This window comes from Desulfurispirillum alkaliphilum, assembly GCF_055378285.1.
The window spans coordinates 2,282,918-2,297,526 of record NZ_AP042405.1; the positions used below are offsets into that span (position 1 = coordinate 2,282,918).

The following is a 14,609-nucleotide window of genomic DNA, read 5'->3' on the forward strand; positions in this document are numbered from 1 at the left end:
CACGAAATGAATGGAGTTCAACGCAAATCCCTACTTGGTTGTCATCACCCAGACACCGTTCCACTCCCCATGGGGCGGGTTCTCCTGCAGGTGGCGGCAGCGCTGCGCAAACACCTCTGAGGCACGATCCGCAGCATTCAACTCCCGTGCCCTCTCAAAAGCCTCCATCGCTTCCTGCCATTGCTGAGCACGATAGAGCTGAAGCCCTTCCTCGAAGCTGGTGATCCAGGGAGGTATGCGGTTGAAGTCGCTTCGTTCCCCCAGCGGTTCGAAAATAGCAACTGGCAGATGCTTGCCCTTGACCTGTACCAGGTCGATTTCGCGACATAACAGTGTGTCTTTCACCAATTCAAAGGTGCTCTGACTGATCAGGATACTGACACCATAGCTTTTGGTGAGACCTTCCAGGCGGGAGCCCAGATTGACATTATCACCCATAACCGTGTAGTCAAAACGGCTCTGCGAACCCATATTGCCCACAACCATCTGTCCGGTGTTCACCCCGACGCCAATATGCATTGGCGGATACCCCTGCGACACCCACTGATCCCTCAGAGAGTCGAGCCTGTGGATCATTTCCAGCGCTACTCGGCAACCCCGCAACGCATGGTCATCCTGGGGCAGAGGAGCACCGAAAAAGGCCATTATGGCGTCACCCAGGTACTTGTCCAGAGTACCACCCCTCTGCATGACAATATCGGTCATGGCGGTAAGATATTCGTTGATAAAAGTCACGAGTTCAGCAGGGCTCATGCCCTCGGAGATGGTTGTAAAGCTGCGGATATCACTGAATAACACCGTCAGCTCACGTTGTTCTCCTCCCAGCTGCAGTCGATCGGGATCCTTGAGCAGTTCGCTGATGAAAGCCGGGCTGAGATAGTGCTGAAACGCTCCATGGATCTGTTCGCGACTCTTCTCTTCACTCCAGAATTTCAGGAGCGTCAGCAGACTGAAGTTTGCCGCCAGGGTCAGCATGGGCATCATGGGGGAGACATAGATTCCCTGGTGCGTGAAAAGGTATGTGGAGCCAAACCAGGCTGCCGCCAGACACAACAGCAGTGGTATAAGGAGCCAGTAGCTGCGCGTCCAGGTAATGGCCACGGTCGAGACAACTCCCAGGGCCAGCACGAGAAGCAGCTCAAGGCCTGGCACCCAGTCAGGGCGCGCCAGAAAGTCGCCCTGAAGGATGGTGTCAGCAACGGTTGCGTGGGCTTCTACTCCCGGGTAGACGGTATCAAAGGGTGTGCTGCGCAGATCCTTCAGGCCTGCGGCCGAAGTGCCGATCAGAACCATGCGCCCGTCAAAGGCACCCTGGGGAACGCTGCCATCAAGAACGTCGGCAGCGGAGTAATAGGTGAAGGTCTTCCCCGGCCCGCGATAGTGCAGCAGCATCTGGCCACGGTGATCAAGCGGTATTTCTGTGCCTTCGAAGACAAGGGATTCCACGCCTCCCGCCGTCAGCTTCAGCAGCACCTGTCGGGTGCCCAGGGCCTGGGCCAGGGTGGAAAGTCCAAGGCTTGGATAGATCTCGCCATCGTGATAGATGACCAGTGGCGTCCGGCGAATGATGCCGTCGGCGTCCGGGGCGACATTGTAAAAACCGGAAGAAGTGGCTGCGTTGCTTATGATATCGATATTACAGAGCACATAGGGGGCATTCAGCAGAATTTCTGCGGGTTCTGCGGCACCGCTTTCCCGGAGGGTCACCACCTGAAAAGGGTGCGGTTTGCAGGGAGTATGCTCTTCCATGACCGTTTCGCCGGAAAAATCAAAGAAGTAGCCCAGGGTATAGGGGCCCTGCTCAAGTATGGAGGCCAGTACGGCGTCATTGTCCTCAAGGGCTGGCGGAAGCCCTTCAAAGTGAATACTGACCCCCAGCTCGCGTTGCAACTGCTGCTGCAGTATGCGGGGCGAAGTGCGATCTTCTTCCGCAAAGAGAATATCAAGCCCCACGGCCAGTGCGCCACCACGGCGCAGCTGTTCGAGCAACAGGGCTACCCGATAGCGGGGCCATGGCCATTGTCCGTAGCTGGCCAGACTCTTTTCGTCAAGGTCCACGATAATCACGGCATCCGACAACTCAGTGGCGTGGTTCGCTTTCAGAATGGTATCGTATACTTTGTGGTCCATGATGCGCAGAAAGGGGGGCATGTAGATATACAGCGCTGCCATCACCAGGCTGAAGAGGACCCCCGCCAGAAAAGTGCTGGCATTGCGCCGCGACAGTATGTTGAGAACATGCTTTAATGAGAGTTGTCCCATGGTATTTCCCCTCCCTCATAGCAGCGCTTCACGGCGGCGTGCCGGGTTTTTGCTTGCAATTTCACCGCGAATTCACTAGATTTTTTCGCCTGGCCCTATAGCTCAGGTGGATAGAGCACCGGTTTCCTAAACCGGGTTAGCCCAGGTTCGAGTCCTGGTAGGGCCACCATATACGCATATATCGCACGGCGTGACACTTACCCAGATGTCAGCCAACGCAGCAGATGGGGCTCTTTGAGCAGCCAGCTGCTGGATATCCTGAGCAGACAAGCCGGAGAAACGCGCGTTCAGGTGCCCTTGAAAAATCTGCCTTCACAGCCGGGTTCCCTTAATATTCTCCTCCTCCGGATAGAAGAAAACCCTGGACCATAAGCGGTTCCAGGGTTTATTGCGTTTATTCCTGCGCCTCGGGAACGGTACCTATATGGATACAGGCGACCCCAAAGGTAAGATTGCGACAGTAGACATCGCGCAGCCCTGAGAGGCTCATGAGCTGGCAGAATTCATCCCGTGAAGGGAAGCGACTGACAGACTCCGGCAGGTAGGTGTAGGCCTCGCGCTGTCCGGAGATTAAGCCGCCGATAAAGGGCAGCAGTCGGAAGAAGTAGTAGTGGTAGAGTGTGCGCAACAGGGGAATATCGGGAGTGGTGAATTCCAGGATAACCACTGTGCCGCCGGGGCGTACCACCCTGGCCATTTCGCGCAGTGCCTTGGCGCGATCCGGGATGTTGCGGATGCCGAAGGCAATGATACACGAGTCGAAAATATCCTCGTCAAAGGGTAAATCCTGCGCGTCCGCAATTTGCAGGTCTATACGGTGGGAGTACTTGGAGGCACTGACCTTGCTTTTGCCGATTGCGAGCATGTTCTCGCTGAAGTCGACACCGGTGATTTTGACGGTCTCCTTGGTCTGGCGGGCGATTTCCAGGGCGACATCGGCAGTGCCCGTGGCAATATCAAGGATCCGTGACCTGTCACCCCATTTAAGATATGAAACGGCTTTGCGTCGCCATGCGACGTCGCGCCTGCCACTGAGCAGACGGTTCAGGAAGTCGTATTTCGGCGCAATTTCCTGGAACATCTCCTGGACTTTATCCTGATCCGGGAGCTGCTGGTTTGCGTCCTGGTTTTCTTTGTTTTTCATGCTCAACCTTTCCATTCTCTCCTCTGCGTACTGAGGCTGGTATCAAACGTATCCTGTACTCTCTGACAGGTTCGGCAGCGTTTTTACAGGGAATATACGGTATTTGGGATATTTCTGCTGCAAGAAAGTGCATGCTGACTGCAGACAGTCCTGATCCGGGAAGATGCCAAAGACTGTGGACCCGCTGCCGCTCAGACATGCCGCACCCGCGCCACAGGAGATCAGATCTGATTTTATGGTATCCATTTCAGGGAACAGCGGGCGTGCCCCTTTCTCAAGGTCGTTGTGGCAGACTCTGATGATATCATCATATTTCCAGACTTGCCCGGGAGCAATACTGGATCCTCCTGATGCAGGAGGATCGCCCCTGTAATCCAGGTTGCGGTATACCTGGGGGGTAGAGAGCCCTCGGTCTGGACTTATCAGTAAAATATGCAGGGGCGCAACGATGACATCGTCGAGAACTTCCCCGATTCCACGTGCCAGCGCCGGAGTGCAGCGCAGGAAAAAAGGAACATCGGCTCCGAGCGTGAGCGCTATGGCACTGAGCTCTGCATAGCCGATATCAAGGCGATAAAGCTGAGAGAGCGCTGTCAGAGTCACTGCTGCATTGGAGCTGCCGCCCCCAAGTCCGCCGCCCATGGGAATGTGTTTCTGGTGCACAACGTCAACGCCCCCTACAGGGTAGCGTTGACGCAACTCTCTCCAGGCACGATAGATAAGGTTTTCCTTGTTCGTAAGCGATCCCGGCCCGCAATAGCTGAACTCATGGGAAGGAGCAAACTTCAGCGTATCGCTGAGGGAGACGGGCACCATCAGACTTTCCAGCAGGTGATAACCATCGGCTCGTTTACCGGTGATGTGCAGGGTCAGGTTGATTTTAGCGTAGCTTTTGGCGTGATAGGGGTAATGCTTCATAGTGATCCGGTATAGTGTATTCGTGTGGCGGTACGCTTACGCACTGCCTGCTGAGAATGCGCAGATTCATATCAGCGAGCATGGCGTGCCGACAGGTGTAGATCTCACTTTCCGGTAAGTGCTCAGTTTGACACTGGTATGAATCGAGGCTGAACTGTCTTTGGCGGCTGAAGTCTCCTGCCAGCAGGTATATGAAATCCTCGCCACCAAAACAGATGTCCTGCTGGAAGCAGAGTTCATCATAACTGGCGACCGAATAGCTGCGCTGGGGATGATTGAACAAAGAAACGTGATTCTCTGTGAGAACCAGTGTGGCATAACGCTGGGCAAAAGCGCCGGTAAAATGCACTGTTGCCACGGTATCAGGACGTGTCACGACAAAGTCCATCCGCAGGGATGTGTTGTCTTCAATGCGCAGTCGCGCCGCCCCTTCAATATACTCACAATCAACAGCTGGATGCAGAACCGCAGGAATTTTCACTGCACAGCTGCTGAGCAAGAGCACTGAAAACATCAGGCAGGTGACTGCGAAGGTGGAGAGCACGCGGAGCATCAGGGGTACCACGCCATCTCAACGCTGAGCGTCGACAGAACGCCGAATGGCCTGCATTTTATTGAATACTCTGGGTTCATCGCGAAAGGCATAGGAACGTGCGTAATACGCGAAGGCACGGTATTGGTCTCCGAGGCGTTGGAGTATATCGCCGGCGTGCTCAAAGATAATGGCATCGTCGGGCTCAGGATCTCGCTCCTGCAGCAGCATGATGGATCGCTCTATGTAGATGCGGGCATTGGTGTAGTCGCGGGTTCGGTAGTAATACCAGGCCAGGCTGTCAATGTAGTAAGGGTTATTGCTCTCCTGCTCCACCGCGCGCCGGATGTAGTTGCCACCGACGGTGATCTGCATATGATGATCGACCATGATATAGCCAAGGAAGTTCAGGAGTTCTGCAGGCGCATCTTTCTTCTTCGCATAGGGTTCAGCTATGCTGACGGCCTGCTGAAGGTTGCCTGAGTCATAATGCGCCCAGGCAAGCTGAAGTGCTGAGACGGAATCCGGATACTGTTCGTAGAGATCTGCAGCGTAGGTCAGCTGGAGCTCGGTATTGTCGATCATATCGGCGATGGTAATCCCCATGGCAAGGGCTTCACGGGGGCTTTCCGCAAGGCTTTGCAAAAGTTCCAGCAGCATTTTGGGGCCTTGTGATCGCCCAAAGCGTTTGTCGATATCCAGAAAAGGGCGCATGGATTGCACCAGTATACCCTGTGACTGGCTATCATTAAGCAGATGCAGGATCTGCGCCCTGTCTTCAGGGGTGGAGGTGTCAAGATACTGAAAGAGCAAACGGGTGAAAGCGTGCCCTGATCCCGCTGGAAGGCTGATGTTGCCATTGCACTCGTCCGGTACCGCATTTGTCTGCATGGCATAGAGGCCGAGAGTGCAGTAGTCCACTGTCCATATCCAGCTGGGATTGTCCTGCAGCATGCGCTTTGCGAGCTTTATGGAAAGATCGTAGTGACCATATTCATGAAGCGTTTCCATGATGCGCATGGAATAGCCGGTGGCTATTTGTGTGTCCATGGGAAGCGAGCTGCGGTAAATCTCCTCGTAGATATCCAGGGCCTGATCAAGATAGCCTTGTTCCAGTCGCAGCTTTCCGAGCATGAAACGGTAGGAGAGAGTATCCCCTCCGCGAATTTCCATGGCAGTTCTGATACTGCGGGCGGCATCGTCATAGCGCTGTTGTCGATAAAAGGCAACGCCAAGTGAGTAGTGGGCCACATAATTATCGGTGTGTTCCAGGGTGAGCTGGTGCAGAACCTGCACCATGGACTCATAGTCGCCGATTTTCTCCAGGACATCTGCGAGAAAGAGAAAGTCTTCTCCACTGGTCTGCCCAAGATCAATGGCACGGGTGATAGCGTCGCGGGCCCGCAGGAAATCGTACTCCTGGTAGTAGTAGAGACTGAGGAGCTTATAGAGGTTGGGGTCATAGGGATTCAGCGCCACAGCCTGCTCCAGGACAGATATGGCTCGTTCCTGATCGTGCTGCAGAGAGTAGAGAGCTGAAAGCTCCATCAGAAGCTCTGCGCTGGGTGACGGCGAAGCTCCGATACTCATCTGGAAGTGTTCCAGGGCTTTCTGGTCATCGCCGTGGAGGCGATACATGGTATAGAGAAGGTAGTGGTATGTGCTTTCCGCTTCTGAAGGGACGTAAAAGTCCACCAGAGGGTGATCATCAAGGGGGAACATTCCCACACTGGTCTTCTTTTCGGCGCAGCCAGCCAGCAGGAGGCTTATGAGAATCAGTATGCATGTGCGCAGGCACTTCATGGGTATTCCACCTTTACAGAGAACAAAAACATTCGTACAGTATACAATAAACATTGAAAACTCAAAGGAAATTTCCCATCGTATGGTTGCGTTCCTGCAAAGACTCTTCCTTTATCCATGCCTGTTGACCGCACTTCTTTTGCTGCCGGCACAGGCACAGGAGGTCAGGGCTCTGCATGGCAGAGTTGCCCAGATATCCTATGTGCAGATGGGAGAACACGCCGATCTGGATCGGCTTTTCATACGACTGAAAGCCCAGGGGTACAGTGCGGTCATCCTGCGGTTGTTCCATAATGAGGGTGACCGCTACCTGAGCCTTGGGAACCGTTCCCCTGACAGACCTCCCAGTGGAGTGTACTTTCCAACCACGCACGCACCGGTTATAGAGGACGTCCTGACACCAGCCCTGGCCCTGGCAAACAGACACGGCCTGCAGCTCTACGGATGGCTTGGTACCAGGCGCGCGGACTGGCTGGCGCCCGATCACCCCCTGAAAGACCCACGCACCAATCGGATATCCCTGTTCCATCAGCAGAGTCTCCCATATCTGCGTGCCCTCTACGCCGATCTGGCACGCAGTGGCGTACACGGCATTCTCATTCAGGATGACCTTATCTATCGCACAGAGGATGAGTTACCCACCGGTATCATCGTTCGAAATCCCTCGGGCTATACCCGTGAATACCACGAGGTGGCACAGCAGCGTGCACGGGTGATTGCTGGAACCCTTGCGGGGATCATTGAAGAGGTGCATCACCACCATAAAGACTGCAGGATACTCCTGAATATCTACTATGAACATGGAACCAATCCCGACCATGCACTTCTGTGGCTCGCCCAGGATCTGCAGCTTCTCGCGCAGCTGCCGGTTTACCGTTTTTCCATAATGAGCTATCACCGTCAGATCGGAGATGAGCTGGGCCTCAGTCGCGAAGGTTCAATTTACCAGGCCGCGCTGATTGTCGAGAACATTGCCCGGATTGTAGGCCATCACCGGATTCTGCCGAAGATTCAGACCGAAGACTTCCGCACCGGTGAAGCTATCTCCCCTGCTGAGGTACACGCCCTGGAGCGCCTTTTGCCACCCGGCATTCCTGTAGCCTATATGCCTGTGCGCAGGGATCCCTGATGAGTTCCCGTCAGGCCCAGTTGCGCCTTCCCTATGGTGAGAATCTGCAAGTCCACCTTCAGCGGCATCTTGGACTCTCAAGTCACGAGGAAATCAGCGATATTCGCATCATCAGACGCAGTATAGATGCCCGGCAGAAGCGACAGGTTATCTATGAACTCCTGCAGGTCGAGTATGCGCTCACCGGGGAGAAACTGCCGGAATACTCCCTGGAGAATACATCCACCATGGGCACCCTGCGCCGCTTCCCAAAGGTGCAAAACCGACAGGTCACCGTCGTAGGCAGTGGGCCTGCGGGGTTGTTCTGTGCCTACGCATTGGCGGTTGCCGGGGTGCGCGTTCGGCTGATTGAGCAGGGCCGCCAGGTAGACGAACGCAAACGCGACGTCTATGAGTTCTGGAGAAACGCAAACCTGGATCCCATGTCCAATGTACAGTTTGGGGAGGGTGGAGCTGGCACCTTCAGCGACGGGAAACTCACCACGCGCATAAAAAGTCCCCATCGTGATTTTGTGCTGCACCTGCTGGTGAGCCTGGGAGCCAGTCGAGCCATACTTTGGGACGCGAAACCCCATGTGGGTACCGATCAGCTGCAACAGGTGCTGCGTCGCTTCCGTGAGCAACTTGAAATGCACAGCGTCTCACTGCATTTCGGCGAGAAAGTGGTTGACCTTCGCCCCCATGGCTCCGGGGTTGACGCGCTGACCACTGGGCAAAGTTATTATGGTGACGCGCTGGTACTGGCTGTGGGCAACAGCGCCCGCGATACCTTCGAGCGCCTCAGCCGCAAACTGCAGCTGCAATCAAAACCCCTGGCGGTGGGAGTACGCATAGAGCATCCCCGTGACCTGGTGGACCACTGTCAGTATGGCCGCTGGCACCTGAACATGCCGGCGGCGGAGTACCAGTTCAGCGCCCAGTGTGCGGAACGCGGAGTCTACACCTTCTGCATGTGTCCAGGGGGGCTGGTGGTGAATGCCAGCTCTGAGGTGGATCATATCGCTGTCAACGGCATGAGTTACCAGAGTCGCAGCGCGAAATACTCCAACAGCGCCCTGGTGGTCACCGTCGATCAGCGCGATTTCGGCAGCACAGATCCCCTGGCAGGCCTGGCCTATCAACGCGCCATCGAATCCGCCTGTTACCGTTTCAGCCAGAGCTACCGCCCGCCAGCCATGACCGCTGCCGACTTCCTGCGGGGTACGCCACAGGGGCAATTGCCTGGCTCCAGCAGTTCTCCGGCGCCGGTTGAGGCGAATCTCCACCACCTGCTGCCACAACCGGTGGCCACGGCACTGGGGCATGGCTTACGAGAATTTGAACGCAAGATGCCCGGTTTTATTGAACACGGGCTGCTGATTGCTCCGGAAACCCGAACATCCAGCCCGGTGCGCATCCCCCGTGAACGTGAAACCCTGTCCAGCAGTGCCTGGCCTCAGATATACCCCTGTGGCGAAGGTGCCGGCTATGCCGGTGGCATCGTCAGCGCCGCCGTGGATGGGGTCAACACGGCCCTGGCAATCCTGCGCCGCTGGAACTGAGAGCGCAGAGGCCCCATGCACGAATTCCCTTGAAACCGCGATATCTTTTGCTTACCTTAAACGGGACACCACGTATGGAGGTTAGTCATGGAGAACAGGATAAAAGATCTGATCCTCTTTGGTCTCGGAAGCGCCCTGATGACCAGGGAGAAAATTGAATCCCTGGTTGACGAATTCGCGCGGCACGGGAAGATGAGTCGTGAAGAAGCCAGGAGTTTTGTGGATGAGACCATCGCCAAGGGAAAATCCGAAGGCGAGCAACTGGAAACCAGACTTCGGCAGATCATCAAGGATGTGGTGCACGAACTGGATCTGGTGACCAGGGAGGACCTGGAAAAGCTCCGCGAAGAACTCACCCGGAAAGAGTAAACGACAGGCGTATCCATGTGTGGGTACGCCTTTTTTGTAACGGTTTGCTGAAATACCAGAAATCAGGCAGGCAAATGAAGAACGCCAGGCGCCAGAAGCTTGCAGATCGAGGAGTGACGTGGACATACAGTGCGCTGCACCGACCTGCGACAGCGGGCAACACTGCAGAAAGCGTTTTCTCAGCAGCCAGCTGAAGGATTACCCTTGTCGACCCGCATAGCCCTTTTTTTCCGGCTGTATAATCCGCTGAGGATTTACGGCGTCTTTCGTTTTCTCCTGACTATTTTCCTGCTCATCAAGCGCAAAGAGCATTTTCTCGGCGTACGTCCGCTGTCACCACCAATGCTCCTGCTTATCATCCAGCAGCTTGGAACCAGCTTTATAAAGCTCTCCCAGGTGCTTGCCACCCGTACGGATTTCTTTGATGCTGCGTACATCCATGAATTACGAAAGTTACACGACCAGATACCCCAAATGAGCCCCAAAGACTTTCAGACGGTCTTCAAGAGGGCTTTTGGTAATGGCGCCGTCTTTGTTGAGTTTGAGCACGAGGCCATGGCCAGCGCCTCCATCGGGCAGGTGCACCGGGCCACCCTGGCGGTCGATAACCAGCAGGTGGCGGTGAAGCTTCGCCGCAATGCCATAGCCTTTATGGTAACGCAGGATATTCGCATTCTCAGCTTTTTCCACCACCTCTTCCGCCCGCTGTTCTCCGACTACACCCGCAATTCCGTAGAATCCGTGCTTGAGGCCTTTGCCACCATGATCCTGCAGGAAGTCGATATGGCACGGGAACTGGAGAATCTTGAACACTTCCGTGGAGTCTATGCCACGACTCAGGTGCGTTTCCCCGTCCCCTACCCGGAGTACTCATGTGCAGACGCTCTGGTTATGAGCTTTGAGGAGGGGTATCGTTTTGATGATCGCGCGCACCTGCAGAAGCTTGACATCTCTTTTCATGACCTCATGGAAAAACTGGTGATGTTCTATACAGAGCAGATGCTCGTCAAGGGCTACTTTCACGCCGACCCTCATCCGGGAAATCTCCTCGTCAACCGTCAAGGTGAACTGATACTGCTGGATTTCGGCATGGTGACGCGCATACCACGACGCATACGAATAGCAACCATTCAACTGGTGAAATCAGCGTACGAGCGCAATTACGAAAACCTCGTTTCAGCGGCCCGCAAGCTGGGTATTATCACGGAAGACGCCCCGGCCGACGAACTGCAGGATCTGGCAGAGCAGATTTTCGATATCTTCGATGATAACTCCCTGAATGCCAGCAGTATGCAGCAACTGGCAACTGACCTGCTTGGCTCCATGAAGCAGATGCCCTTTAAACTCCCCCAGGAAACCATTTACATCATGCGCGCCAGCGCCATCGTCGAAGGGCTGGGAACAACCTATATTGAAAATTTCAATGGAATTAAGGATATCCTGCCCATTCTGAAGCAGAATCTTTCCCGTGCCCTGGAGAAGGAAAACGTTGTGGGAAAGCTGCTGAAAGAGGGTCGGCAGTTTCCCATGACCCTTCTGAAAGTGCAGAAGATCGTCGATCAGATGTACGATGACGAATTCACCGTGCGCCTTAACAGAGAGGATAAACTTCAACTGCTGGATGCGGTGAAATCCTACCTTCGGCAGATGCTTATTTCGGTGATCCTTATTGTCAGTGGCCTTTTCGTGCTGGACTCATCTCTGCACCACGCCCTCCCGGCAGGTGTACTCCTCATGCTTGCCGGTATTTTCAAGGCGCTGCGCCTGCGTTAAATATTTCATTTGATTTTATCGGGGAAAATGTTCCATTATTTCAAAAGGCAATGCACATGAAACAATTCAATCAATTCCATCCAATGAAATAAGTAATTTCATTGGATAATATTGCCGGGTGTGCTATCCTGGGTTCATGAACACCAGGGATATGGAAAAACACTATCAGCGGTATCTGAAATACGAGTGTGGTCTGTCACAACAGACAATAGACCGCTATCTCTTTGAAATGCGCAGGTTTCTTGAATTCCTTCAACAGGAAGAACTCACTGTGGAAACCGCAGGGCCGCGAGAATTACGCATGTACCTGACCCACAAGGCCATGGGGAAGAGCAAGTCAACCTATGCCAACGTCCTGTGTTATGTGCGGGCGATCTTTAACTGGCTGCAATATGAAGGGTTTCTCGAAGAGAATCCCGCCAGGGATCTCAAGAGCCCCAAAGGAGCCTATAAAAATGAGATGCCGGTTTTCCTCAAAGACGATGAACAGAAGCGCCTGCGGGCCTATCTGAACGGGCTGGAGCGCAACTTTCACAATGACCGCGACACAGCGGTCATGCTGTGTGTGCTGTACACCGGCATGCGGGCCTCCGAAATCTGCCAGTTAACCCGCAGAAACTTCCATCACCAGGGCAAGGCCTTCCAGATAACCCGAAAGGGCCAGAAGGAGCAAATTCTGCCCATTGCGGACGCTTTAATGGAAACCCTGCAGTTTTACTGGTACGAGCACATGGACTCCATTGACTCTGACTTTTTTTTCTGCCGCACCAACGGCAAACCACTGACACCCTACATTATCTGGCAGCGTACCAGCCTGCATATCAAAGCGGCGGGCATTGACCTTCCTCGCAAGCGCGGGGCACACCTGTTGCGTCACACCTTTGCCACGAATCTGGTGCGCAAGGGTGTAAACCTCATTGAAATACAGCGTCTGCTTGGGCACTCCCACGTGGCGGTGACAGAAATTTACACCCATACGTCGCCGGAAGGCTTGCGCAGCGCCGTCAGTGTTCTCGATTGAGGAGAAAAAAGACTTGACGCCGAACCATTATTTCTGTAATTTGCCGGCTTGTTTGCAGGAGTGGCGGAACTGGTAGACGCGCTATCTTGAGGGGGTAGTGGTCGTAAGGCCGTGGGGGTTCAAGTCCCCCCTTCTGCACCATCTTACAGAATCAGCCCACAGCTTTTGCTGCGGGCTTTTTTTTGTACACTCTTCGCTGAATTCTTTCATTTGATTGTACCGGCAACGTGCAGGCAATGAAAAGCCAACAGGAGTTCCAGGTACGCTGAGAGCTGAAAAAATCAGCACTGTGCCGCCTCCCAGCCACTTTGGCAGGTCCAAAGCGGCAAGGAAAACAGCGCGAAGCCTGAGTTACATGCCGTACAGCTCGCTTCCCTTGACAATATCCACTCCTTGGGCTGTCAGACACGCGATGGCGTCATCCAGATTTTCGAAGCGGAAGATAATCACGGCATTATCCTGAAAGTCCCTGTCCACATAGGCATACATGTATTCCACATTGATATTGCAGTTATCGAGAATGGCCAGAATTGCCGCCATACCCCCTGGTTTATCGGGAACCTTAATGGCAACGACATCCGTGATGCCAACGGTGAAGCTCTTCTCTTCAAGGAGTTTACGTGCGGCCTGCACGTCGTTGACAATCAGCCGGAGTATGCCAAAGTCCTGGGTATCAGCCAGGCTCAAGGCTCTGATATTGATATTGCCTTCAGCCAGACAGCGTGTTACTTCGGCCAGCCTGCCAGCCTGATTCTCGATAAATATCGATATCTGTTGCACTTTCATGTCATTTATCCTTTCTGCGATCGATTACCCGTACTGCTTTGCCCTGGGAGCGGGTAATGGTTTTGGGTTCAACCAGGGACACTTTACTGGAGATGCCGTACAGATCCTTGATATCCTTCTGGATACTTTTGCTGAGGTTCTGTAAATGGCGGATCTCATCGCTGAAGAGCTGCTGGTTGACTTCAACCTGAACCTCCAGGGTATCCATATGGTCATGTGTGTCGACAATCAGCTGATAGTGAGGCTCAATGCCCTTGACATTGATGAGCAGAGCTTCAATCTGTGAAGGGAAGACATTGACGCCACGGATAATCAGCATATCATCACTGCGCCCGGATACTTTTTCCATGCGATAGAAGGTGCGCCCACAGCGGCAGGGTTCGCTGATGAGACGTGTAATGTCGCGTGTTCGATAGCGAATGAGGGGAAAGGCCTCCTTGGTGATGGTGGTGAATACCAGCTCGCCCTTTTCACCAAGGGGAAGGGACTCGCCGGTGTCCGGATCTATGATTTCCGGAATGAAGTGATCTTCCATAATATGCATACCATGCTTGGCCTCACGGCACTCAATGGAGACGCCTGGCCCCATGATTTCACTCAGGCCATAGATGTCGATGGCATCAAGATGCAGTTTACTCTCCAGCTCATGACGCATGGCATCGCTCCAGGGCTCCGCGCCAAAAATACCCACTTTGAGTTTGAGAGATTCCATGGGAATTCCTTCCTCCTGAGCAACCTCTGCCAGATGCAGAGCGTAGGATGGCGTAGCCGTCAGCACCGTTGAGCCGAAATCCTGCATGATCATAATCTGTTTTTTGCTGTTGCCACCAGACATGGGGATAACGGATGCCCCAACTTTCTCGGCGCCATAATGAGCGCCAAGTCCTCCGGTAAAAAGGCCGTATCCATAGGCGTTGTGGACAATATCGCCCCGCGTGACACCTGCGGCGGCAAAGCAACGGGCCATGAGCTCCGACCAGGTGTCAATATCACGTCTGGTGTAACCTACAACTGTAGGCTTGCCTGTGGTGCCGCTGGAAGCGTGTATGCGAACCACATGCTCCATGGGGGTGCAGAACATACCATAGGGATAATTGTCACGCAGATCCTGCTTGCCCGTGAAGGGCAACCGGTGCAGGTCATTGAGGCTTTTGATATCAGCGGGCGTTATCCCTGCCTGGTCGAATGCAGCGCGGTAATAGGGTACGTTGGCGTAGACACGGGCGCATGTATTTTGCAGTCGTTTCAGTTGAAGGGCCTCAAGGGCTTCCCGGGGAAGGGTTTCAAATTCCTCATTCCATAACATAGGGCAACGATCCTTTTTGAGCGAA

At 54.1% G+C, this 14,609-nt stretch carries 12 protein-coding genes and 2 tRNA genes; 7 read left to right on the forward strand and 7 right to left on the reverse strand.

What is annotated here, in order from left to right:
• Positions 1-30: 30 nt before the first annotated feature.
• Positions 31-2,262 (reverse strand): CHASE2 domain-containing protein, encoded by a 2,232-nt coding sequence (locus ACZ46I_RS10275; protein ID WP_226507540.1) that lies wholly within the window; start codon positions 2,260-2,262, stop codon positions 31-33.
• 91 nt (positions 2,263-2,353) lie between these two features.
• On the opposite strand from ACZ46I_RS10275, the gene ACZ46I_RS10280 reads away from it, so the two are divergent.
• A tRNA-Arg gene (locus tag ACZ46I_RS10280) sits at positions 2,354-2,431 on the forward strand.
• 225 nt (positions 2,432-2,656) lie between these two features.
• Here the strand turns inward: ACZ46I_RS10280 and ubiE are convergent.
• From ubiE to ACZ46I_RS10300, 4 genes are read right to left on the reverse strand one after another with little or no spacing between them, the layout of a single operon-like run.
• The gene (gene ubiE, locus ACZ46I_RS10285) at positions 2,657-3,406 is read right to left on the reverse strand and encodes a bifunctional demethylmenaquinone methyltransferase/2-methoxy-6-polyprenyl-1,4-benzoquinol methylase UbiE (RefSeq protein WP_464280724.1); all 750 of its coding nucleotides are present in this window, start codon (positions 3,404-3,406) and stop codon (positions 2,657-2,659) included.
• Positions 3,407-3,448: 42 nt separating this feature from the next.
• Positions 3,449-4,324 (reverse strand): 4-(cytidine 5'-diphospho)-2-C-methyl-D-erythritol kinase, encoded by an 876-nt coding sequence (locus ACZ46I_RS10290; RefSeq protein WP_464280725.1) that lies wholly within the window; start codon positions 4,322-4,324, stop codon positions 3,449-3,451.
• Positions 4,287-4,889, reverse strand: a complete 603-nt coding sequence (locus tag ACZ46I_RS10295) for a hypothetical protein (protein WP_464280726.1) — start codon at positions 4,887-4,889, stop codon at positions 4,287-4,289. The genes ACZ46I_RS10290 and ACZ46I_RS10295 overlap by 38 nt, the downstream gene beginning before the upstream one ends.
• 6 nt (positions 4,890-4,895) lie before the next feature.
• Entirely contained in the window at positions 4,896-6,659 is a 1,764-nt protein-coding gene (locus tag ACZ46I_RS10300; protein ID WP_464280727.1) for a tetratricopeptide repeat protein, read from the reverse strand.
• Positions 6,660-6,741: 82 nt separating this feature from the next.
• On the opposite strand from ACZ46I_RS10300, the gene ACZ46I_RS10305 reads away from it, so the two are divergent.
• The 6 genes from ACZ46I_RS10305 to ACZ46I_RS10330 all read left to right on the forward strand — a co-directional run bounded on the left by ACZ46I_RS10305 (position 6,742) and on the right by ACZ46I_RS10330 (position 12,633).
• Entirely contained in the window at positions 6,742-7,788 is a 1,047-nt protein-coding gene (locus ACZ46I_RS10305; protein ID WP_464280728.1) for a poly-beta-1,6-N-acetyl-D-glucosamine N-deacetylase PgaB, read from the forward strand.
• Positions 7,788-9,329, forward strand: a complete 1,542-nt coding sequence (locus ACZ46I_RS10310) for an NAD(P)/FAD-dependent oxidoreductase (protein WP_464280729.1) — start codon at positions 7,788-7,790, stop codon at positions 9,327-9,329. The genes ACZ46I_RS10305 and ACZ46I_RS10310 overlap by 1 nt, the downstream gene beginning before the upstream one ends.
• 87 nt (positions 9,330-9,416) lie before the next feature.
• Positions 9,417-9,698 carry a phasin family protein gene (locus ACZ46I_RS10315; RefSeq protein ID WP_226507536.1) on the forward strand — a complete coding sequence of 94 codons (282 nt, stop codon included), beginning with the start codon at positions 9,417-9,419 and terminating at the stop codon, positions 9,696-9,698.
• 204 nt (positions 9,699-9,902) lie between these two features.
• Positions 9,903-11,471 (forward strand): ABC1 kinase family protein, encoded by a 1,569-nt coding sequence (locus tag ACZ46I_RS10320; RefSeq protein WP_464280730.1) that lies wholly within the window; start codon positions 9,903-9,905, stop codon positions 11,469-11,471.
• Between the two features lie 136 nt (positions 11,472-11,607).
• Positions 11,608-12,492, forward strand: a complete 885-nt coding sequence (locus ACZ46I_RS10325) for a tyrosine-type recombinase/integrase (RefSeq protein ID WP_464280731.1) — start codon at positions 11,608-11,610, stop codon at positions 12,490-12,492.
• A 54-nt stretch (positions 12,493-12,546) separates the two neighbouring features.
• Positions 12,547-12,633 (forward strand) — tRNA-Leu (locus ACZ46I_RS10330).
• Between the two features lie 210 nt (positions 12,634-12,843).
• Here ACZ46I_RS10330 and ACZ46I_RS10335 read toward each other — a convergent pair.
• Together ACZ46I_RS10335 and ACZ46I_RS10340 are read right to left on the reverse strand one after the other, a co-directional pair.
• Positions 12,844-13,278 carry an amino acid-binding protein gene (locus ACZ46I_RS10335; protein ID WP_013505931.1) on the reverse strand — a complete coding sequence of 145 codons (435 nt, stop codon included), beginning with the start codon at positions 13,276-13,278 and terminating at the stop codon, positions 12,844-12,846.
• 1 nt (position 13,279) lies between these two features.
• Positions 13,280-14,584, reverse strand: coding sequence for a phenylacetate--CoA ligase family protein (locus ACZ46I_RS10340; RefSeq protein ID WP_013505930.1), 1,305 nt, complete (start codon positions 14,582-14,584; stop codon positions 13,280-13,282).
• Between the last annotated feature and the right edge of the window lie 25 nt (positions 14,585-14,609).

What these genes read in the sequence shown, in the direction of transcription:
- ACZ46I_RS10325 (WP_464280731.1), top strand. Translation starts at nt 11,608, where the DNA reads ATGAACACCAGGGATATGGAAAAACACTATCAGCGGTATCTGAAATAC.
- ACZ46I_RS10300 (WP_464280727.1), bottom strand. Translation starts at nt 6,659, where the DNA reads ATGAAGTGCCTGCGCACATGCATACTGATTCTCATAAGCCTCCTGCTG.
- ACZ46I_RS10315 (WP_226507536.1), top strand. Translation starts at nt 9,417, where the DNA reads ATGGAGAACAGGATAAAAGATCTGATCCTCTTTGGTCTCGGAAGCGCC.
- ACZ46I_RS10340 (WP_013505930.1), bottom strand. Translation starts at nt 14,584, where the DNA reads ATGTTATGGAATGAGGAATTTGAAACCCTTCCCCGGGAAGCCCTTGAG.
- ACZ46I_RS10290 (WP_464280725.1), bottom strand. Translation starts at nt 4,324, where the DNA reads ATGAAGCATTACCCCTATCACGCCAAAAGCTACGCTAAAATCAACCTG.
- ACZ46I_RS10305 (WP_464280728.1), top strand. Translation starts at nt 6,742, where the DNA reads ATGGTTGCGTTCCTGCAAAGACTCTTCCTTTATCCATGCCTGTTGACC.
- ubiE (WP_464280724.1), bottom strand. Translation starts at nt 3,406, where the DNA reads ATGAAAAACAAAGAAAACCAGGACGCAAACCAGCAGCTCCCGGATCAG.
- ACZ46I_RS10275 (WP_226507540.1), bottom strand. Translation starts at nt 2,262, where the DNA reads ATGGGACAACTCTCATTAAAGCATGTTCTCAACATACTGTCGCGGCGC.
- ACZ46I_RS10310 (WP_464280729.1), top strand. Translation starts at nt 7,788, where the DNA reads ATGAGTTCCCGTCAGGCCCAGTTGCGCCTTCCCTATGGTGAGAATCTG.
- ACZ46I_RS10335 (WP_013505931.1), bottom strand. Translation starts at nt 13,278, where the DNA reads ATGAAAGTGCAACAGATATCGATATTTATCGAGAATCAGGCTGGCAGG.